Source organism: Zestomonas carbonaria (genome assembly GCF_904061905.1).
In the GTDB taxonomy this organism is placed as follows: Bacteria; Pseudomonadota; Gammaproteobacteria; order Pseudomonadales; family Pseudomonadaceae; genus Aquipseudomonas; species Aquipseudomonas carbonaria.
On the sequence record NZ_CAJFCI010000023.1, the window covers coordinates 101459 to 123276 of the forward strand.

Consider the following 21818-nt stretch of genomic DNA (forward strand, 5'->3'; position numbering starts at 1 on the left):
CGCCAGGGCACCGTTTGTGTCTGTCCAATCCGAATTATGTCCGCCGAGCCCATGAACGATATCAGCGTCCCCGAGCAATACGATCTGCAGACCGCCGCCCTCAAGGTGCCGCCGCATTCGATCGAGGCCGAACAGGCCGTGCTGGGCGGCTTGATGCTCGACAACAACGCCTGGGAGCGGGTGCTCGACGCGGTGTCCGATGGCGACTTCTACCGCCACGACCACCGTCTCATCTTCCGGGCCATCTTCAAGCTGGCCGAGCGCAACCACCCGTTCGACGTGGTGACCCTGTCCGAACAGCTCGACAAGGAAGGCCAACTGTCCCAGGTCGGCGGCCTGGCCTATCTCGGCGAGCTGGCCAAGAACACCCCGTCGGTGGCCAACATCAAGGCCTACGCGAGCATCATCCGCGAGCGCGCCACCTTGCGGAAGCTGATCGGCATCAGCAACGAGATCGCCGACAGCGCCTACGAGCCCCAGGGCCGCAGCGGCGAGGAAATCCTCGACGAGGCCGAACGCAAGATCTTCGAGATCGCCGAGGCGCGGCCGAAGACCGGCGGGCCGGTGGGGATCAACGACATACTGGTCAAGGCCATCGACCGCATCGACAGCCTGTTCAACGCTGGCGACGCGATCACCGGCCTGTCCACCGGCTTCAACGACCTGGACAACCTGACCAGCGGCCTGCAGCCGGCCGACATGATCATCGTCGCCGGCCGTCCGTCGATGGGTAAGACCACCTTCGCCATGAACCTGGTGGAGAACGCGCTGATGCGCAGCGACAAGTCGATCCTCGTCTACTCGCTGGAAATGCCCTCGGAATCCATCGTCATCCGTATGCTCGCCTCGCTCGGGCGCATCGACCAGACCAAGGTGCGTTCCGGTCGCCTCGACGACGACGACTGGCCGCGGCTGACCTCGGCGGTCAACCTGCTCAACGACCGCAAGCTGTTCATCGACGACACCGCCGGCATCAGCCCCTCGGAGATGCGCGCGCGCACCCGCCGGCTGGCCCGCGAGCACGGCGAGATCGGCCTGATCATGGTCGACTACCTGCAGTTGATGCAGATTCCCGGCTCCAGCGGCGACAACCGGGTCAACGAGATCTCCGAGATCTCGCGCTCGCTGAAGGCGCTGGCCAAGGAATTCAACTGCCCGGTGATCGCCCTGTCGCAGCTCAACCGCGGCCTCGAACAGCGGCCGAACAAGCGCCCGATCAACTCCGACCTGCGTGAGTCCGGGGCCATTGAGCAGGACGCCGACATCATCCTGTTCGTCTACCGCGACGAGGTGTATCACCCAGAGACCGAGTTCAAGGGCGTCGCCGAGATCATCATCGGCAAGCAGCGTAACGGCCCGCTGGGCACCGCGCGGCTGGCCTTCCTCGGCAAGTACTCGCGCTTCGAGAACCTGGCGCCGGGTAGTTACCAGTTCGATGACGAATAAGGGCCGATAAGGGCGCTGGAGGCTGGAAGGCTGGACGAAAAGGCGACGTGGGGGGCGTCCCCCTCGCTCCTACATGTTTATTGGGTCCCCGCGTTCGCGGGGACGACGGGGACGAAACCCCAGCGCCAGACCGTCATTCCCCTACGCGGGCCGCCGCTAACGCGGGAATCCAATAAACAGCCACGTAGCCACTCGTCCGCTGTTGTAGGAGCCAGCTTGCTGGCGATGCCTTGGACGTTGCCGGTGATCGCGCGCATGGCGCGCTCCTACAGGTCAGCATCAATGCCGTGTTCGTAGGATCGGCGGGGACGCCCAGTTCCATGGCCGCGATAAAAGGTTTGACGCAGAAGGTGCATGGCCAGCCTCCAGCCTCCAGCCTGTTAGAATGTCCCCTGTTTCCGTGGAGTCTTTCCATGCGTCCGCTCGTCGCCACCATCGACCTGGCTGCCATTCGCCGCAATTACGCCCTGGCCAAGCTTTGCGCTCCGGGTCGGAAGGCCTTCGCCGTGGTCAAGGCCAATGCCTATGGGCATGGCGTCCGCGAGGTGGTCGCGGCGCTTGCCAGGGAGGCCGACGGTTTTGCCGTGGCCAGCCTGGAGGAGGCGGTCGAGGTGCGCGCGGTGCAGGCCGGGGCGCGTCTGTTGTTGCTGGAGGGCTGCTTCGATGCCGGCGAGTTGCCGCTGGTTTCGCGGCTCGGCCTGGACGTGGTGGTGCAGGACGACCGCCAGGCCGAGGCGCTGTTGACCGCGTCGATCGATCGGCCGGTCAACGTCTGGCTCAAGCTGGACAGCGGCATGCACCGCCTGGGGCTGACCCCGGCCGGGGTGCGCCACTGGTTCACCCGCTTGCGCGCGGCGCACCAGGTCGCCGAGGTGAACCTGATCAGCCACTTCGCCTGTGCCGATGAACGCGGCCACAGCCTCACCGATCTGCAACTGGAGCGTTTCCTCGATCTGCTCGACCTGGACTTCGACCTGCGTTCGTTGTCCAACTCGGCGGCGGTGCTGACCATCCCGGCGGCGCACATGGACTGGCTGCGTCCCGGCATCATGCTCTACGGCGCGACGCCGTTCGCCGAGCTGTCCGCCGTCGAGCTGGGCTTGCAGCCGGCGATGAGCCTGACCGCGCAAGTGATTTCCGTGCGCGAGGTACCGGCCGGGGATAGCGTGGGCTATGGCGCGGCCTGGATCGCAGCGGGGCGGGCGCGGATCGGCACGGTCAGTTGCGGCTACGCCGATGGCTATCCCCGGCATGCGCCGTCCGGCACCCCGATGGTGGTGCGCGGCCGCCGGTTGCCGCTGGTCGGGCGGGTGTCGATGGATATGCTCACCGTCGATCTCACCTCGCTGCCCGAGGCGCAGGCCGGCGACAGCGTGGAGCTGTGGGGCGCGCAGTTGCCGGTCGACGAGGTTGCCCATGCCTGCGGCACCATCGGCTACGAGTTGCTGACCAAGGTCACCGCGCGGGTGCCCAGGATCTACCTCTGCGCCGATTGAGCGCTGCCTTCAAGCCCGAGCTCCATGGTCGGACTTGTTTACTTTTTGTGCTATATTCCGCGCCCCCGTGATGTCCGACTGATCAAAAAACATGCAAGCCGCCAAGCCGCTGTTCGACTATCCCAAGTACTGGGCCGAGTGTTTCGGGCCAGCACCCTTCCTGCCGATGAGCCGGGAGGAGATGGATCAACTCGGCTGGGATTCCTGCGACATCATCATCGTCACCGGCGACGCCTACGTGGATCACCCGTCCTTCGGCATGGCGATCATCGGCCGGCTGCTGGAGGCCCAGGGCTTCCGCGTCGGCGTCATCGCCCAGCCGGACTGGCGTTCGAAGGACAACTTCATGAAGCTCGGCGAGCCGAACCTGTTCTTCGGCGTCGCGGCGGGCAACATGGACTCGATGATCAACCGCTACACCGCGGACAAGAAGATCCGCAGCGATGACGCCTACACGCCGGGCGGCCTGGCCGGCAAGCGCCCGGACCGCGCCAGCCTGGTCTACAGCCAGCGCTGCAAGGAGGCCTGGAGCCACGTGCCGGTGGTGCTCGGCGGCATCGAGGCGTCGCTGCGCCGCATCGCCCATTACGATTACTGGCAGGACAAGGTGCGCCGCTCGATCCTGATGGACGCCACCGCCGACATCCTGCTCTATGGCAACGCCGAGCGCGCCGTGGTGGAGATCGCCCAGCGCCTGGCCTTCGGCGAGAGCATCGACAGCATCACCGACGTGCGCGGCACCGCGTTCGTCCGCCGCGACACCCCGCAAGGCTGGTTCGAGATCGACTCTACGCGCATCGATCGTCCGGGAAAGATCGACAAGATCATCAATCCCTACGTCAATACCCAGGACACCGCCGCCTGCGCCATCGAGCAGGAGAAGGACCCGGTCGAGGACCCGCAGGAAGCCAAGGTGGTGCAGTTGCTGCCCAGTCCGAGGCTGACCCGCGACAAGACGGTGATCCGCCTGCCGTCCTTCGAGAAGGTGCGCAACGACCCGGTGCTCTACGCCCACGCCAACCGCGTGCTGCACCTGGAGACCAACCCGGGCAATGCCCGCGCCCTGGTGCAGAAGCACGGTGACCTGGACATCTGGCTGAACCCGCCGCCGATCCCGATGAGCACCGAGGAAATGGACTACGTGTTCGGCATGCCCTATGCGCGTGTGCCGCACCCGGTCTACGGCAAGGAGAAGATCCCGGCCTACGAGATGATCCGCTTCTCGGTGAACATCATGCGCGGCTGCTTCGGCGGCTGTACCTTCTGCTCGATCACCGAGCACGAGGGCCGGATCATCCAGAACCGTTCCCACGACTCGATCCTCCGCGAGATCGAGGAGATGCGCGACAAGGTGCCGGGCTTCACCGGGGTGGTCTCCGACCTCGGCGGGCCGACCGCGAACATGTACCGCATCGCCTGCAAGAGCCCGGAGATCGAGAAGCACTGCCGCAAGCCGTCGTGCGTGTGGCCGGGCATCTGCGAGAACCTCAACACCGACCACAGCTCGCTGATCGAGCTGTACCGCAAGGCCCGCGCGCTGCCGGGGGTGAAGAAGATCCTGATCGCCTCGGGCCTGCGCTACGACCTCGCGGTGGAGTCGCCGGAGTACGTCAAGGAACTGGTCACCCACCACGTCGGCGGCTACCTGAAGATCGCCCCGGAGCATACCGAGGACGGCCCGCTGTCGAAGATGATGAAGCCGGGCATCGGCAGCTACGACCGCTTCAAGCAGATGTTCGAGAAGTACTCGAAGGAGGCGGGCAAGGAGCAGTACCTGATCCCGTACTTCATCGCCGCGCATCCGGGGACCACGGACGAGGACATGATGAACCTCGCCCTGTGGCTCAAGCGCAACGGCTTCCGCGCCGACCAGGTGCAGGCGTTCTATCCCTCGCCGATGGCCACCGCGACGGCCATGTACCACTCGGGCAAGAACCCGCTGCGCAAGGTCACCTACAAGAGCGACGGCGTGAAGATCGTCAAGAGCGACCAGCAGCGCCGCCTGCACAAGGCCTTCCTGCGCTACCACGATCCGAAGAACTGGCCGCTGCTGCGCGAGGCGCTGGAGCGCATGGGCCGCGCCGACCTGATCGGCAGTGGCAAGCATCAGTTGATCCCGGCCTACCAGCCGCAGGTCGACGGCTACCAGAGCGCGCGCCGCAAGAACTCCACCCCGGCCGGCAGCAAGAAGGTGGGCAAGATCCTCACCCAGCACAACGGCCTGCCACCGCGCGCCAGTGACGGCGGCAAGCCCTGGGACAAGCGCGAGCAGGCCAAGGCCGCCGCTTTCGCCAAGCTCCAGGAGCAGAAGAAGGCCGGCAAGGGCGGTGGCAAGAAGAAGCCCCGACCGGTCGCGCCGCGCTGATGAAAACGCCAGCCCCGGGGCTGGCGTTTTTCGTTGGGTGGCCCGGATGCTCTGACCTCCCACGCCCTCCGGGAGAGGGCCGGGGTGAGGGGCGATGTTTTCGGCCACCCCAGAACTTCCCTTTGTTCCCCTGCATCCAGGGAGAGTAACCAACCACATCAGGCAGACGCCTTGTAGGGTGCGCGGTGCGCACCGTTTACCCTGGCGCAGGTAAGGTGTTTCGCTGGAAACGTAGGTGTTGGCACCGGATCGATGCGCACGGCGCACCCTACGGGATGAAATCGAGTGCTTGGCTCGACGTTATTTTGGCACTAAAGTACCAAAATAACGATAATGCTGGAGCCCGCCATGCGTACCGCCGCCCTGACCCTGGTCGCCCTCTCTGCCCTGCTCGCCGGTTGCGGCGAAGAACCGCAGGCGCCGCCGCCGACCACTCATGTCGATTTCCAGAAGGACCTGCAGACCCGCCTGATCAAGGCCAAGCCCGGCGAGGTGATCGAGATTCCCGCCGGCACCTATCACCTGGATCGCAGCCTCAGCCTGAAGGTCAGCGGGGTGACCCTCCAGGGGGCCGGAATGGACAAGACCATCCTCAACTTCAAGGGCCAGAAGAGCGGCGCCGAGGGCCTGCTGGTGGATGCCTCGGACTTCACCATCCAGGACATCGCCCTGGAAGACACCAAGGGCGACGCCCTCAAGGTGGTCGGCGGCAAGAACATCGTGATCCGCCGGGTGCGCACCGAATGGACCAACGGCCCGGCCACCGAGAACGGCGCCTATGGCATCTATCCGGTGCAGACCGAGAACACCCTGATCGACGAGGTGGTGGCCATCGGCGCCTCCGACGCCGGCATCTACGTCGGCCAGTCGCGCAACGTGGTGGTGCGCAACAGCCGCGCCGAGCGCAACGTCGCCGGTATCGAGATCGAGAACACCATCGGCGCCGACGTCTACGACAACGTCTCCACCGGCAACACCGGCGGCATCCTGGTGTTCAACATGCCCAACCTGCCGCAGCCGGGCTATGGCACGCGGGTCTACCGCAACAAGGTCGAGGACAACAACCACGCCAACTTCGGCCACAAGGGCACCCCGGTGGCGAGCATCCCGGCCGGCTCCGGGGTGGTGATCAACTCCAACGACCAGGTGGAAGTCTTCGACAACGACATCGGTGGGCACCGCACCGCCAACGTCATCGTCAGCAGCTACTTCAGCACCGGCTACAGCGACCAGTCCACCGAGGAGGACTTCGACCCCTACCCGGAAAGCATCTACATCTATGCCAACCGCTTCGGTCCCGGTGGCGACAGCCCGGACAACCTCGAACTGAAGGCCCTGCGCCTGGCCAAGTTCGGCATTGGCGGCCGTCTGCCGGACATCCTCTGGGACGGCTACGTGAATCCCGCGAAGCTGGTCGACGGCAAGCTGCCGCCGGAGCTGGCGATCTGCATCGACAACGGCGCGGCCGGCATCGTCAACGTCGACGGCCCGAACGGCTACAGGAACGTCAGCACCGACCTTGCCCCGCACCGCTGCAATCTGCCGAAACTACCCGCCGTGCAACTGGCCCTGGCCGAGGAAGGGCAGGGCGCATGATCCGCCTGTTGTGGCTGGGCCTGGCGCTGCTGCTGGCCGCTTGCGGCAAGCCGGCGGCGCCGCTGTACCTGCCGGAGGGCGAGGACTATCCCGAAAAGCTCGGCGACTGGCGCCTGTTGCAGCGCGAAAGCGGCTGGCTGCGTCCGGCCGACGGGGTGCTGCCCTACGACCTCAACACCCCGCTGTTCAGCGACTACGCGCACAAGCTGCGCACCCTGTGGATGCCGGAGGGGCAGGCGGCGCGCTACGCCGAGGAGCATTTCGAGTTCCCGGTCGGCACCCTGCTGAGCAAGACCTTCTACTACCTCAAGGACGACCAGGGCCGCCTGCTGCTGAGTGATGCCGATGGCCGCGATCCGCAGCGCGGCCTCGACCTGGACCGCGTGCAACTGATCGAGACGCGAATCCTGCTCAGGCAGAAGGACGGCTGGGTGACGCTGCCCTACGTGTGGGACGCCGAACAGCGCGAGGCGACCCTGGAGTGGGCCGGCGCCAGACAGGACCTGACGCTGCGCGACGAGAGCGGACGCGAACTGGCGGTCGCCTATCAGGTGCCCGACGCCAACCAGTGCGCCGGCTGCCACGAGGAGCGCCATGGCCAGGGCAGCCATCCGCTGGGCCCCAAGGCGCGGCATCTGAACAAGGACTTCGCCTACCCCGACGGCACTGCCAACCAGTTGCGGCGCTGGGCCGAGCGCGGTTTGCTGGACGGCTTGCCGGAAGACCTGGCCGGCGTGTCGCGCAACACTCTGTGGGGCCATCCGCGCGCCGGTGAGGGGCTGGAGCAGCAGGCGCGCAGCTACCTGGACGCCAACTGCTCCCACTGCCACAACCCGCAGGGACCGGGGCGCACCTCCGGGCTGTACCTCGACCCGGCCACCCCGCTGGGCATCGGCTACGGCCTGTGCAAGCAGCCGGTGGCCGCCGGCAAGGGCTCCGGCAACCGCCTGGTGGATATCCACCCCGGCGCGCCGGAAAAGTCCGTGCTGAGCTTCCGCATGCACAGCACCGACCCCAGCATCATGATGCCCGAGCTGGGACGCTCCACCGTGCACCGCGAGGGCCTGGAGCTGATCGATCGCTGGATCGCCAGCCTGGATGGGGAATGCTGAGGGGCTTTTTCCAAGGGCCGTAGGGTGAGCTTCAGGCCACCGAGCGGAGTCGAGCCTTGTCTGGTGGGCTGAAGCCCGCCCTACATCTTGCTGACACACGGCGAACCATTCTGGTGCGCTACAGTCGCACCTGTGCGGGCGAAGCCCAGTTCCGGTGCCTGGGCCCTCTGGAAGCCCCCGGAAAGCCCGTCCGGCGCGCTGGCATAAGTCTTGCGCGCTCCCCTGCATCGTTCCGGTTCGCGGGAGGCCCGCTGTGTCCATCCATGTCGCGCTGCACCATGTCAGCCACTACCGCTACGACCGCGAGGTCAGCCTCGGTCCGCAGATCATCCGCCTGCGCCCAGCGCCGCACAGCCGCACGCGGATCATTTCCTATGCGCTGAAGGTCGAGCCCGGCGAGCACTTCATCAACTGGCAGCAGGACCCGCAGGGCAACTACCTGGCGCGTCTGGTGTTCCCGGAGAAGACCCGCGAGCTGAAGGTGGAGGTCGACCTGGTCGCCGAGATGGCGGTGTTCAACCCCTTCGACTTCTTCCTCGAACCCTACGCGGAGAAGTTCCCCTTCGCCTACACCGACGCCGAGCAGCGCGAGCTGGCGCCCTACCTGATCAAGCAAAGCGCCGAGCCGCGCTTCGCCGAGTACCTGGCGAGCATCGAGCGCACGCCGACGCCGAGCGTCGATTTCCTGGTCGCCCTCAACCAGCGCCTGAGCGAGGACATCCGCTACCTGATCCGCCTCGAGCCGGGCGTGCAGAGCCCCGAGGAGACCCTGGTCAAGGCGTCCGGCTCGTGCCGCGACTCCGGCTGGCTGCTGGTCCAGTTGCTGCGTCACCTGGGTCTCGCCGCGCGCTTCGTGTCCGGCTACCTGATCCAGCTCACCGCCGACCAGAAGTCCCTCGACGGCCCTTCCGGCACCGAAGTGGACTTCACCGACCTGCACGCCTGGTGCGAGGTGTACCTGCCCGGCGCCGGCTGGATCGGCCTCGACCCGACCAGCGGGTTGTTCGCCGGCGAAGGCCATATTCCCCTGGCCTGTAGCCCCGAGCCGTCCTCGGCGGCGCCGATCAGCGGCATGGTGGAAGAGTGCGAGTGCGCGTTCAGCCACGAGATGCGCGTGGACCGCGAATGGGAGGCGCCGCGCGTCACCAGGCCGTACAGCGAGGAGCAGTGGCAGGCGATCCGCGCCCTCGGCGAGCTCATCGACGCCGACCTGGCCAGGGGCGACGTGCGCCTGACCATGGGCGGCGAACCGACCTTCGTGGCCATCGACCACCTCGACGACCCGGAGTGGAACACCGACGCGCTGGGCCCCAACAAGCGCCGTCTGGCCGCCGGGCTGTTCCATCGCCTGCGCGAGCACTATGCGCCCCATGGCCTGATGCATTTCGGGCAGGGCAAGTGGTACCCCGGCGAGCAGTTGCCGCGCTGGTCGCTGAACTGTTTCTGGCGCAAGGACGGCGAGCCGATCTGGCAGGATCCGGCGCTGTACGCCGACGAGACGCGCTTCTACGGTGCCGACGCGCGCCTGGCCGGGCGTTTCCTGGCCGCCGTGGCCGAGCGCCTGGGGGTTGCCGCCGAGAACGCCTTCCCGGCCTACGAGGACTGGTTCTACTACCTGTGGCGCGAGCGGCGGCTGCCGGCCAACGTCAGCCCCGAGGACGCCCGCCTGGCCGACCCGCTGGAGCGCGAGCGGCTGCGCAAGGTGTTCTGTCGCGGGCTGGGCGAGGTGGTCGGGCATATCCTGCCGGTCTCGCGCAGCGCCGACGGCAACGAATGGCTGAGCGGCCAGTGGTTCCTGCGCGACGAGCACTGCCGGCTGATCCCCGGCGATTCGCCGCTCGGCTACCGTCTGCCGCTGGACTCGCAACCCTGGGCCAGCGAGGCCGATTACCCCTACGTGCAGGCGCCCGACCCCAACCAGCCGTTCCCGCCGCTGCCGGCGCGCCAGCACATCCAGCGCCAGTTGCGCGTTCCGCTGTTTCCGCAGCAGGGCGTGCAGGAGCAGGTGCCGCCGTCACCGTTCGAGTCGGCCGCCGGCATCGTGCGCACCGCGCTGTGCGCCGAGCCGCGCGATGGCCGGCTGTACATCTTCATGCCGCCGATGGCCGAGCTGGAGCACTACCTGGAGCTGGTCGCCGCCATCGAATCGACGGCCGCCGAGCTGCGTTGCCCGGTGCTGCTGGAAGGCTACGAGCCGCCGGGCGATCCGCGCCTGGGCAACTTCCGCGTGACCCCGGACCCGGGCGTCATCGAGGTCAATATCCACCCATCGAGCAGTTGGGAGGAGCTGGTCGAGCGCACCGGGTTCCTCTACGAGGCGGCCCGGCAGAGCCGCCTTTCCAGCGAGAAGTTCATGGTCGATGGCCGCCATTCCGGAACCGGCGGCGGCAACCACTTCGTGCTGGGCGGCGCCACCCCGGCGGACTCGCCGTTCCTGCGCCGCCCGGACCTGCTGCGCAGCCTGATCAGCTACTGGCACAACCATCCGTCGCTGTCCTACCTGTTCTCCGGGCTGTTCGTCGGCCCGACCTCGCAGGCGCCGCGCGTGGACGAGGCGCGCAATGATGCGCTCTACGAACTGGAGATCGCCTTCGCGCAGATGCCCGAGCCGGGCGCCGACTGCCCGCCCTGGCTGGTCGACCGTCTGCTGCGCAACCTGCTGGTGGACGTCACCGGCAACACCCACCGTGCCGAGTTCTGCATCGACAAGCTGTATTCGCCGGACTCCGCTTCCGGGCGCCTCGGCCTGCTCGAACTGCGCGCCTTCGAGATGCCGCCCCACGCGCAGATGAGCCTGGCCCAGCAACTGCTGCTGCGCGGCCTGGTGGCGCGCTTCTGGGATGAGCCCTACCGGCCGCCGAAGTTGGCGCGCTGGGGCACCGAACTGCACGACCGCTTCCTGCTGCCGCATTTCGTCGCCCAGGACTTCGCCGATGTGCTGGAGGAAATGCGCCGCGCCGGCTACGCGTTGCAGGACGACTGGTTCGCCCCGCACTTCGAGTTCCGCTTCCCCAAACTGGGCGACTTCGAGGTCAAGGGCATCGACCTCGAGCTGCGCCAGGCCCTGGAGCCCTGGCACGTGCTCGGCGAGGAGGGCTCCGCCGGTGGCACCGTGCGCTATGTGGACTCTTCGCTGGAGCGGGTGCAGGTCAAGCTGGCCGGCCTGGCCCCGGATCGCTACGTGCTGACCTGCAATGGCCAGCCGGTGCCGATGCGGCCCACCGGCACGGTCGGTGAATTCGTCGGCGGCGTGCGTTACCGCGCCTGGCAGCCACCGAGCTGTTTGCAGCCGACCATCGGCGTGCACGCGCCGCTGGTGTTCGACCTGGTCGATACCTGGATGGGGCGCTCGCTGGGCGGTTGCCAGTATCATGTCGCCCATCCCGGCGGTCGCAACTACGAAACCCGCCCGGTCAATGCCTATGAGGCGGAAAGCCGGCGCCTGGCGCGCTTCTTCCGGCATGGGCACACCCCTGGCAGACTGGCGGTGGCGGCGCCGATCGACAATGCTGAACTGCCGATGATCCTGGATTTGCGGCGCGGTTAGCCGCTCTCTCCCGCGCAGGGGAGGCGGGGGCGAGGCTCCCGCCGGTTCCTCTCCCATCAACGGGAGAGGAAACTTGCCGATAATTAGAAGTACCGCCGCCTGCCTGCCGAGTGCCCGATGTCCGATCTGCTAGCCCACTACCCGCCGACCACGGCGGCCTATGACGAACTGCTCGATGCCACAGGCGGGGTGCGTCCGCACTGGCGGCGCCTGTTCCAGCAGCTCCAGCGCAGCGGGACGGGGCAGTTGCGCCAGCGCCAGGCGCTGGTGGCGCGGCAGATCCAGGAAAACGGCGTCACCTACAACGTCTATGCCGATCCCAAGGGCACTGACCGCCCCTGGGAACTGGACTTGCTGCCCAACCTGCTGTCCGCCGACGAGTGGCAGCCGATCGCCGCCGGCGTGGCGCAGCGCGCGCGCCTGCTCAACGCGGTGCTGGCCGACCTCTATGGCGAGCAACGCCTGCTGGCCGAAGGGCTGCTGCCCAGCGAGCTGGTGTTCGGCCACCCGAACTTCCTCTGGCCGTGCCGGGGCGTGCAGCCGGTCGGCGGGGTGTTCCTGCACAGCTACGCGGTGGACCTGGCGCGCGACGCCGATGGCCGCTGGCAGGTCCTGGCCGACCGCACCCAGGCGCCATCCGGGGCCGGCTATGCCCTGGAGAACCGGCAGATCGTCTCGCGCGCCTTCCCCGAGCTGTACCGCGACCTGCGCGTGCAGTACCTGGCCGGCTACTTCCGCACCCTGCAGCAGACCCTCAGCCGCCAGGCGCCCAGCGATGGCGAGACGCCGCTGGTGGTGCTGCTGACGCCCGGGCGCTTCAACGAAACCTATTTCGAGCATCTGTATCTCGCCCGCCAGCTCGGCCTGCCGCTGGTGGAAGGGCATGACCTCACGGTGCGCGACGACACCCTCTACCTGAAGACCCTCGACGGCCTCAAGCGTGTCCACACGGTGCTGCGCCGCCTCGACGACGACTTCTGCGATCCCCTGGAACTGCGCACCGATTCCGCCCTCGGCGTGCCCGGCATGCTCGCCGCGGTGCGGCGCGGCCGGGTGCTGGTGGCCAACGCGCTGGGCAGCGGGGTGCTGGAGTCGCCCGGCCTGCTCGGCTTCCTGCCGAGGGTCAGCCAGCGGCTGTTCGGCGAGGACCTGCTGCTGCCTTCGGTGGCCACCGGCTGGTGCGGCGAGCCGGCGGTGCTGGCCAACACCCTGGCGGAGCTGACGCAGCGGGTGATCAAGCCGGCCTTTCCGTCGCAGAGCTTCGAGCCGCTGTTCGGCCACACCCTCGATGCCGCCGGCCTCGCCGCCCTGGGCGAGCGCCTGAGCGCGCGGCCGCACGCCTATGTGGCGCAGGTCCAGGCGCAGCTCTCCCAGGCGCCGGTGTGGCAGGCCAGCGGTCACGGCGGAGAATTGCAGTCGCGGGCCATCGGCATGCGCGTGTTCGCCGTGGCCAGCGCCGACGGCCAGTACTGGGTGATGCCCGGCGGCCTGACCCGGGTGGCCGCGCGGGCCGGTGCCGAAGTGGTGTCGATGCAGCGCGGCGGGGCGAGCAAGGACACCTGGGTGCTCACCGACCAGCCGGTGCACGGCGAGCCGCTGCACCCGCGCAACCTCGGCGTGCGCGACCTGATCCGCCAGGACCCCTACCTGCCGTCGCGGGTGGTGGAGAACCTGTTCTGGTTCGGTCGCTACAGCGAACGCTGCGACGACGGCGCGCGGCTGCTGCGCGTGGTGCTGTCGCGCTATGTCGATGCCGATGGCGACGACCTGGCCCTGCAGGCCGCCCTCGACCTCGGCGAACGCCTCGGCCTGCTGCCGACGGACAGCGAGATGGGCCTGGAACGCCGCCTGCTCGAAGCGCTGTGCGGCGACGAGTGGACGTTCAGCCTGCGCGCCAACCTGCGCCGCCTGCACTGGGCCGCTGCCCAGGTGCGCGGGCGGTTGTCCCAGGAGAACTGGAACGCGGTGCTGGAGTTGCAGCACGAGGCGCACAGCCTCGATCCGGATCGCGCCGACCTCGGCGAAGGGCTGGACTGCCTGAGCCGCCTGGTGATGTCGCTGGCCGCGCTGTCCGGTTTCGCCCTCGACGACATGACCCGCGACGACGGCTGGCGCTTCCTGATGATCGGCCGGCGCATCGAGCGCGTGCAGTTCTTCGCCGACAGCCTGGCGGCCTTTCTGCGCGGCCGCGCGGTGTGGGACGCGGGCAGCCTGGAGTGGCTGCTGGAACTGGGCAACAGCACCATCACCTACCGTTCGCGCTACCTGGCCTCGCCGCAGTTGATCCCGGTGCTCGACCTGCTCCTGCTGCACGACCAGAACCCCCACGCCCTGTGCTTCCAGTTGCAGGCCCTGCAACGCTCGCTGGAGCGCCTGCACGAGACGTTCGGCACGCCCCGGGAGACCCAGTTGAGCGGCCTGATCGCACGCCTGCTGGCCTTCGACCTGGCGACGTTGGAAAATCCGTTGTTCGGCGCCGCCAGCCTGGGCGAAGTGCTCGTTGGCCTGGCCGACCTGCTGGAGCAGATCGGCCAGGCCGTCGGCCAGCTCTCCGAGCGCCTGGAGCTGCGCTACTTCGCGCATGTCGACGATGTCAGCCAGCAAACGGTGTCCGCATGACGATCGCCCGCTACGAGGTGTTCCACGACACCCATTACCGCTACGCCGCGCCGGTCTCGCTGGCCCAGCAGCTCGCCCACCTGTGGCCGCGCGATTGCCCCTGGCAGCGCTGCCTGGGCCAGAGCCTGGAGATCAGCCCGCTGCCGACCCGGCGCAGCGACGGTTTCGACGTGTTCGGCAACCCGCTGACCCGCCTGGCCTTCGAACGCCCGCACGACGATCTGCAGGTCAACGCGCGGCTGCGTATCGACGTGCTGGCGCGGCCCCTGCTGATGCTCGACGACTCGCCGGCCTGGGAGCAGGTGGTCGCCGCCCTGGCCTTCTCCGGGCGGGCGCTGGATACCGTGGAGCTGGAGGCCTGTAGCTACCGGGTCGAATCGCCCTACGTGCGCATCAAGCGCCAGTTCGCCGCGTTCGCCGCCGATTGCTTCCCGGCCGGCCGGCCGCTGCTGGCCGGCGCGGCGGCGCTGATGGCGAAGATCCACGCCGAATTCGCTTTCGATGCCGAGGCGACCCATGTCGCCACGCCGCTGGTCGAGGTGCTGCAGAGCCGGCGCGGGGTGTGCCAGGACTTCGCCCACCTGATGCTTGCCTGCCTGCGCTCGCTGGGCCTGCCGGCGCGCTACGTCAGCGGCTACCTGCTGACCCAGCCGCCACCCGGCCAGCCACGGCTGATCGGCGCCGACGCCTCGCACGCCTGGGTCTCGGTGTATTGCCCGCGCCACGGCTGGGTCGACTTCGACCCCACCAACGACGTGCAGCCCAACCTGGAGCACATCACCCTGGCCTGGGGCCGCGACTTCTCCGACGTGTCGCCGCTACGCGGCGTGATCCTCGGCGGCGGCAGCCACGACCTGGACGTGCGGGTCACCGTCCAGCCGCTGGTGGAGTTCGCCTGCTGAGCCCCAGGGGCGCATGACTTTCCTCGCGGAAGCGGGCGTCCGGAACATGTGCGCGCCAGCCCGGTCCAATTCCCGCGCCTGTCGCGCTACAAGGAGTATCGTCATGAACACATTTTCCTCCCGCATTCTCGTCGCGTCCCTCGTGCTCGCCGCCGCCCCGGCCTTCGCCTTCAATCTTGGCGACGCCGCCAAGGCGGTCACCGGCGCGAGCCAGGGAGTCGATGTCAGCCAGGTGGCGACCACCCCGCAGACCAGCGGGCTGCTCAACGCGCTGACCGGCCAGTTGGGCGTTTCTCCGGAGCAGGCGGTGGGCGGCACCGGCGCGCTGCTCGGCATGGCCAAGAACAATCTGTCCAGCACCGACTATTCGCAACTGCTGAGTGCCGTACCGGGGCTGGACAAGCTGTCCGGCGGCAACGCCCTGGCCAACATCGGCGGACTGGGCAGCGTGCTCGGCGGCCAGGGCGCGGCCGGCGGCTCTCCGCTCGGCAACCTCTCCAACCTCGGCGACGTCAACCAGGCCTTCGGCGCTCTGGGCATGGATGGCGGGATGACCAGCCAGTTCGCCCAGGTGCTGCTCGACTACTTCGGCAAGCAGGGCCTCAACAGCGACGTGCTCGGCAACCTGGGCAACCTGTGGGGTGTGGCGGCGGGTTGACGCCGCGCGAGCGGCCCATCGCGGCCATGGGCCGCTCCTACAGACCCGATCCGGTGCGCACGGCGCACCCTGCAAATGGGGTGTCGCCGAACTCTTCCCGCAGCGCCGCCAGGCGCGCGTCCTTCTCGGCCCACAGGTTACTGACCCAGTCCTGCACGAACTGGCGGAACTGTGGGTCGTCCTCGTAGTTGCCGGCCCACAGCGCCGGGTCGAGGGTGTGGGTCCGGATGTCCACCACCACCGTTTCCACCTGCCCGCTGGCCAGCTCCCAGAAGCCCGGCACCCGGCCGCCCGGGTAGTAGACGGTGACGTCGAGCAGGGCGTCCAGTTGCTCGCCGAGGGCGGCCAGCACGAAGGCCACGCCGCCGGCCTTGGGCTTGAGCAGGTAGCGGTAGGGCGACTGTTGCCGATCATGCTTGGCGGGGGTGAAGCGGGTGCCTTCCAGGTAATTGACCACGGTGACCGGCGAGCGCTTGAACTTCTCGCAGGCCTGGCGGGTGATCAGCAGGTCCTGGCCCTTCTTTTCCGGGTACTTGGCCAGGTAGGTCTTGGAATAGCGCTTCATGAAGGGGTATTCGAGCGCCCACCAGGCCAGGCCGAGGAAGGGCACCCAGACCAGCTCCTTCTTGAGGAAGAACTTGAAGAACGGCGCGCGGCGGTTGAACACCTGGATCAGCGCGGGGATGTCGACCCAGCTCTGGTGGTTGCTGACGATCAGGTAGGAGGTGTCGCGGCGCAGGTTGGCGGCGCCGCGGATGTCCCAGCGGGTCGGGGTGAAGGTGGTGAAGATCCACTTGTCGATCTCCGCCCAGGTCTCGGCGATCCACATCACGCCGAACGAGCAGGCATCCGTCAGCCGCCGTCCCGGCAGGATCAGCTTGAACACGGCGATCAGCATCATCGGGCCGATCAGCGCCAGGGTATTGACGAGCAGCAGCAGGCTGACGGTCAGGCCGGTGATCAGGCGGCGCATAGGCATTCCCCGTAACAAAAGGCCGGCCATGATAGCAGGCGAGCGGCGTGCCACGTTCCGGCCGGCTATAACGAACGAAGCAGCGCGGCGCTGGTCCATGCCGTGACGATTCCGCCTGAAAGGAGTGCCGTGTGAAAGCCCTTGTCGTCCTGCTGACCCTGATCGCTCTACCGGTGCTGGCCGCCGAACCGACCCTCTACGGCCGCTACGAATACATCCGCCTGCCGGAGCTGAAACAGACCTTCAAGTCCAAGCTGGACACCGGCGCGCTGACCTCCTCGCTGTCGGCCAGGGACATCGAGCGCTTCGAGCGTGACGGCGAGGAGTGGGTGCGTTTCAAGCTGGCCACCAAGGGAGCCGACGGCACCGTCTACGAGCACCGGATCTCGCGCATCAGCAAGATCAAGAGCCGCGCCGAGGAAGAGGACGAGGAGATAACGCCGGAGGCCGCCCGGCGTCCGGTGATCGACATGCAGATGTGCCTGGATGGCGTGACCCGCGTCATCGAGGTCAACCTCGCCGATCGCAGCCGCTTCAACTACCCGTTGCTGATCGGCGCCAGCGCCCTGGTCGAGTTCGGCGCCGCGGTGAACCCGGCGCGGCGTTTCACCGCCGGCAAACCCAAGTGCGATTGACGCCCGGGCGGGCATGCGGCAAGTTCCGGGGATTACTTCCAGGAGCGCAGGGATGGCCGCGCACATTCTCATAGTCGAAGACGAAGCGGCGATCGCCGACACCCTGGTCTACGCCCTCCAGGCCGAGGGCTTCGCCACCACCTGGCTGAGCCTCGCCGGCGCGGCGCTGGAGTTCCAGCGGCAGACCCCGGCGGACCTGCTGATCCTCGACGTCGGCCTTCCCGATATCAGCGGCTTCGAGGCCTGCAAGCGGCTGCGGCGCTTCTCCGAGGTGCCGGTGATCTTCCTCACCGCGCGGAATGCCGAGATCGACCGTGTGGTTGGCCTGGAGATCGGCGCCGACGACTACGTGGTCAAGCCGTTCAGCCCGCGCGAGGTGGCGGCGCGGGTCAAGGCCATCCTCAAGCGCGTGGCGCCGGCGGCCACCGCTGCGGCGCCGGCGCAAGGCGGGCCGTTCGAGGTCGACACCCTGCGCATGCGCATCGACTATCGCGGCCAGCCGCTGGCCCTGACCCGCCACGAGTTCCGCCTGCTCGAACAGCTACTGGCCCAGCCGGAGCGGGTGTTCAGCCGCGAACAACTGCTCGACGGCCTCGGCGTGGCGGTGGATGTCGGCTACGAGCGCACCATCGACAGCCACATCAAGAGCCTGCGCGCCAAGCTGCGCCAGGTCGCCGCCGATGCCGAGCCGATCCAGACCCATCGCGGCCTCGGCTACAGCTACGCGCCGGAGCAGGCCTGATGCCGCTCGGCGTCCGCATCTTCCTGGTCTACTTCGTGTTCGTCGGCCTGACTGGCTGGTTCGTGCTGAGCACGGTGATGGACGAGATCCGCCCGGGCATGCGCCAGTCCACCGAGGAAACCCTGGTCGACACCGCCAACCTGCTCGCCGAGCTGCTGCGCGACGACGTCCAGGCCGGCACCCTGGCGCAGAGCCGCCTGCCCGAGTTGTTGACCGCCTATGGCCAGCGCCAACCGCAGGCGCGCATCTGGGGCGTGGAGAAGAGTGCGGTCAGCCACCGCATCTACGTCACCGACGCCAGGGGCATCGTCCTGATCGATTCCAGCGGGATCGGCGTCGGCCAGGACTACTCGCGCTGGAACGACGTCTACTTGACCCTGCGCGGCCAGTACGGCGCGCGCTCCAGCCGCGAGGACCCGGACGACCCTGAGTCCTCGGTGATGTACGTGGCGGCGCCGATCGTCGCCGATGGCGAGATCCTCGGCGTGGTCTCGGTGGCCAAGCCGAACCGCACGCTGCAACCCTACATCGAGCGCTCGCAGCGGCGCCTGGCCTGGTTCGGCGCCGGGCTGATCGGCCTCGGGCTGCTGGTCGGCGGGCTGCTGTCCTGGTGGCTGAGCCGCGCCCTCGGCCGCCTGACCCGCTACGCCCAGGCGGTCAGCGCCGGCGAGCGTGCCGAGCTGCCGCACTACCGGGGTGGCGAGCTGGCGCAACTGGCCGGCGCGGTCGAACACATGCGCACCGAGCTGGAAGGCAAGGCCTACGTCGAGCACTACGTGCACAGCCTGACCCATGAGCTGAAGAGCCCGCTGGCGGCGATCCGTGGTGCCTCCGAGCTGCTGCGCGGCGAGATGCCGGCCGAGCAGCGCGCACGCTTCGTCGACAACATCGACAGCGAGAGCGAGCGCTTGCAGCAACTGGTCGAACGCTTGCTGGCGCTGGCCCAGGTCGAGCAACGCCAGGGTCTCGAGGAGCGCGTGGCGGTGCCGCTGCATGGGTTGATCGAGGAGCTTTGCCAGGCCCAGGCGGCACGCCTGCAACGCGCGGGCGTGCTGGTCGACGACCGCGTCGATGCGCAACTGGCGGTCAGCGGCGAGCGCTTCCTGCTCAAGCAGGCGCTGGCCAACCTGCTCGACAACGCCCTGGACTTCACCCTGCCCGGCGGCACCTTGCGGTTCTCCGCCAGGCGACAGGGGGAGCGGGTCACGCTGTGCCTGTTCAATCCCGGCCCGGCGATCCCCGACTATGCGCTGGGCCGGCTGACCGAGCGCTTCTACTCGCTGCCGCGCCCACAGACCGGGCGAAAGAGCACCGGGCTGGGGCTCAACTTCGTGCAGGAGGTGGCCGAACTGCATGGCGGCCTGTTGCAGGTGGTCAACGCCGACGGCGGCGTCGAGGCCAGGCTAGAGCTGCCGGTGCATCCCGACTGAGGAGCGGTTGGCGAGACGGCACGCAGCGTGCTTGGCTTCGATGAAGGGCTTTGACCCTTCTACAAGAAAGCCTGTTTCGAGGATCGGACTCATGAAGACTGTCGGCGACATCCTGCGCGGTAAACCCAGCTCCCACCTCTATGCCGTCGGCCCGGAGACCAGTGTGCTGGAGGCCGCCGAACTGATGGCGGAAAAAGGCATCGGCGCGGTGCTGGTGCTGGAGGACGGCCAACTGGCCGGCATCGTCACCGAGCGTGACTACGTGCGCCGGGTGGTGGTGCTGGAACGTTCGGCCTACGCCACCACGGTCGCCGAGATCATGACCCGCAACCTGTTCGTGGTCGGCCTGCGTGACAGCAACCAGTACTGCATGCAACTGATGACCGAGAAGAACCTGCGCCACCTGCCCGTGCTGGAACAGGGCGAACTGGTCGGCCTGCTGTCGATCCGCGACCTGGTGCGCGACGTCACCAGCGAGCAGGAAAACCTGATCGAGCAGTTGCAGCACTACATTCGCGGCGATTGAACGCTCGACCGTAGGGTGCGCCTGTCTGTAGGAGCCAGCTTGCTGGCGATCAGGAGGCTTCGGGAAAATACGGATAGCCAGCAAGCTGGCTCCTACAGAAGCGGAGTTTCATCCTGCGTTGCTGCGGTTGGACGCCGCTTTGCTCCCTCTTCCCTCGAGAGAGGGAGTGGATGCGAGGTAGACGACTGGCTCCGGGGCATGACTGTCACACCGATCAGCCCCCTCTCCCTCCGGGAGAGGGCCGGGGAGAGGGGCGGACTTCCCCGGCGCCACGCTCAACACAATTCCCACGCAATCTCCACACGGCGTCCACGGCCACTCCACACGGGCAGCCCAGACTCGCCCCATTCATCCCGAATGGAGAGTCGCCATGAGCCGTACCCTGGGTTTCAAGCTGGGCGCCATCGCCCTGCTGGTCGTCCTGTTGATGATTCCGCTGTCGATGATCGATGGCCTGGTCAGTGAGCGTCAGCACCTGCACGATGCCGTGCTCGACGACATCGCCCGCAGTTCCAGCTACAGCCAGCAGATCACCGGCCCGCTGCTGGTGGTGCCGTACCGGCGCACCGTGCGCGAGTGGAAGACCCACGAGAAGTCCGGCGAGCGCTTCCTGGAGGAGCGCGAGGTCCGCAGCCGGCTGTACTTCCTCCCCGAGCGCTTCGTCCTCGACGGCGAGGTGAAGACCGAGCTGCGCTACCGGGGCATCTACGAGGCGCGGCTGTTCCACAGCGCCAGCCGGATCAGCGGCCGTTTCGAGCTGCCGGCGCAGTTCGGCATCCGCGAGCACTTCGCCGATTACCGTTTCGAGCCGGCCTTCCTCGCCGTCGGCATCAGCGATATCCGGGGGATCAAGAACGATCTCAAGCTGCGCCTGGACGACCGCACCCTGAGTTTCGCCCCCGGCAGTGGCGACACCTACCTGGGCAACGGCGTGCATGTGCCGCTGGCGGTTCTCGACGGCAAGGGCGCGCAGGCTTTCGACTTCGCCTTCGACCTGCAACTGCAGGGCACCGGCCAGCTCGACGTGATCCCGGTCGGCCGGGACAGCCGGGTCACGCTGCAATCCGACTGGCCGCATCCGAGGTTCTTCGGCAACTACCTGCCGAGCGAACGTGAGATTCGCCCCGACGGTTTCAGCGCGAACTGGCAGACCAGTTTCTTCGCCACCAACATGGAAGAGGTGCTGCGCAACTGCGTGCGCAGTCCGCATTGCGAAAGCTTCGGCGGGCCGAGCATCAGCGTCAGTTTCGTCGACCCGGTGGACCAGTACCTGAAGAGCGATCGGGCGATCAAGTACGCGCTGCTGTTCATCGCCCTGACCTTCGCCGCGTTCTTCCTGTTCGAGGTGCTCAAGCGCCTGGCCGTGCACCCGGTGCAGTACGGCCTGGTCGGCCTGGCCCTGGCGCTCTTCTACCTGCTGTTGCTGTCGCTCGCCGAACACCTCGATTTCGCCCTGGCCTACGGAATTTCCGCCAGCGCCTGCGTGCTGCTGATCGGCGTGTACGTCAGCAGCGTGCTGCGCAGTTGGCGGCGCGGCGGCGGTTTCACCGCGTTGCTGGCGGCGCTCTACGCGATGCTCTATGCGGTGCTCAGCGCCGAGGACTACGCGCTGCTGATGGGCTCGCTGCTGGTGTTCGGCCTGCTCGCCACGGTCATGATGCTGACCCGCAAGCTCGACTGGTACGGCGTCGGGCGCGGCGACACCCTGCGCCGGGTGGGGGCGGGCCCGGATGCTGCGTGAGGACCGCGCCCTCGGGGCCTGGCTGGCGCG

General features: G+C 67.8%; 15 protein-coding genes. 14 read left to right on the forward strand and 1 reads right to left on the reverse strand.

Annotation, left to right across the window (positions count from 1 at the left end):
* The first annotated feature begins 51 nt into the window (after positions 1–51).
* From dnaB to PSEWESI4_RS04230, 9 genes are all read left to right on the forward strand, one after another.
* Positions 52–1446: a replicative DNA helicase gene (dnaB, locus tag PSEWESI4_RS04190; RefSeq protein WP_187669923.1), complete on the forward strand. Its 1395-nt coding sequence runs from the start codon at positions 52–54 to the stop codon at positions 1444–1446.
* A gap of 413 nt (positions 1447–1859) precedes the next feature.
* Complete coding sequence (gene alr, locus PSEWESI4_RS04195) at positions 1860–2942, forward strand: alanine racemase (RefSeq protein WP_187669924.1); 1083 nt, start codon at positions 1860–1862, stop codon at positions 2940–2942.
* Between the two features lie 91 nt (positions 2943–3033).
* Positions 3034–5307 (forward strand): YgiQ family radical SAM protein, encoded by a 2274-nt coding sequence (locus tag PSEWESI4_RS04200; protein WP_187669925.1) that lies wholly within the window; start codon positions 3034–3036, stop codon positions 5305–5307.
* A gap of 348 nt (positions 5308–5655) precedes the next feature.
* Entirely contained in the window at positions 5656–6903 is a 1248-nt protein-coding gene (locus PSEWESI4_RS04205) for a parallel beta-helix domain-containing protein (protein WP_187669926.1), read from the forward strand.
* Positions 6900–8015 carry an SO2930 family diheme c-type cytochrome gene (locus tag PSEWESI4_RS04210; protein WP_408004271.1) on the forward strand — a complete coding sequence of 372 codons (1116 nt, stop codon included), beginning with the start codon at positions 6900–6902 and terminating at the stop codon, positions 8013–8015. The genes PSEWESI4_RS04205 and PSEWESI4_RS04210 overlap by 4 nt, the downstream gene beginning before the upstream one ends.
* 253 nt (positions 8016–8268) lie before the next feature.
* Positions 8269–11562, forward strand: coding sequence for a transglutaminase family protein (locus PSEWESI4_RS04215; protein WP_187669927.1), 3294 nt, complete (start codon positions 8269–8271; stop codon positions 11560–11562).
* 117 nt (positions 11563–11679) lie between these two features.
* Positions 11680–14181, forward strand: a complete 2502-nt coding sequence (locus PSEWESI4_RS04220; protein ID WP_187669928.1) for a circularly permuted type 2 ATP-grasp protein — start codon at positions 11680–11682, stop codon at positions 14179–14181.
* Positions 14178–15083 carry a transglutaminase family protein gene (locus PSEWESI4_RS04225; RefSeq protein WP_187669929.1) on the forward strand — a complete coding sequence of 302 codons (906 nt, stop codon included), beginning with the start codon at positions 14178–14180 and terminating at the stop codon, positions 15081–15083. The genes PSEWESI4_RS04220 and PSEWESI4_RS04225 overlap by 4 nt, the downstream gene beginning before the upstream one ends.
* A 103-nt stretch (positions 15084–15186) precedes the next feature.
* Positions 15187–15741, forward strand: a complete 555-nt coding sequence (locus PSEWESI4_RS04230) for a DUF2780 domain-containing protein (protein ID WP_187669930.1) — start codon at positions 15187–15189, stop codon at positions 15739–15741.
* 37 nt (positions 15742–15778) lie between these two features.
* Here PSEWESI4_RS04230 and PSEWESI4_RS04235 read toward each other — a convergent pair whose 3' ends face one another.
* Positions 15779–16714: an acyltransferase gene (locus PSEWESI4_RS04235; protein WP_187669931.1), complete on the reverse strand. Its 936-nt coding sequence runs from the start codon at positions 16712–16714 to the stop codon at positions 15779–15781.
* 131 nt (positions 16715–16845) lie between these two features.
* Between PSEWESI4_RS04235 and rloA2 the strand changes: the two genes are divergently transcribed.
* From rloA2 to creD, 5 genes are all read left to right on the forward strand, one after another.
* Positions 16846–17349, forward strand: coding sequence for a retropepsin-like aspartic peptidase RloA2 (gene rloA2, locus PSEWESI4_RS04240; protein ID WP_187669932.1), 504 nt, complete (start codon positions 16846–16848; stop codon positions 17347–17349).
* A gap of 52 nt (positions 17350–17401) precedes the next feature.
* Positions 17402–18091 carry a two-component system response regulator CreB gene (gene creB / locus PSEWESI4_RS04245; protein WP_187669933.1) on the forward strand — a complete coding sequence of 230 codons (690 nt, stop codon included), beginning with the start codon at positions 17402–17404 and terminating at the stop codon, positions 18089–18091.
* A complete protein-coding gene (gene creC, locus PSEWESI4_RS04250; RefSeq protein WP_187669934.1) occupies positions 18091–19521 on the forward strand; it encodes a two-component system sensor histidine kinase CreC in 1431 nt (476 codons plus the stop codon). The genes creB and creC overlap by 1 nt, the downstream gene beginning before the upstream one ends.
* Positions 19522–19612: 91 nt before the next feature.
* On the forward strand, positions 19613–20047 hold the full coding sequence (locus tag PSEWESI4_RS04255; protein WP_187669935.1) for a CBS domain-containing protein: 435 nt from the start codon (positions 19613–19615) through the stop codon (positions 20045–20047).
* A 370-nt stretch (positions 20048–20417) separates the two neighbouring features.
* On the forward strand, positions 20418–21788 hold the full coding sequence (creD, locus tag PSEWESI4_RS04260) for a cell envelope integrity protein CreD (protein WP_187669936.1): 1371 nt from the start codon (positions 20418–20420) through the stop codon (positions 21786–21788).
* Positions 21789–21818: the final 30 nt, after the last annotated feature.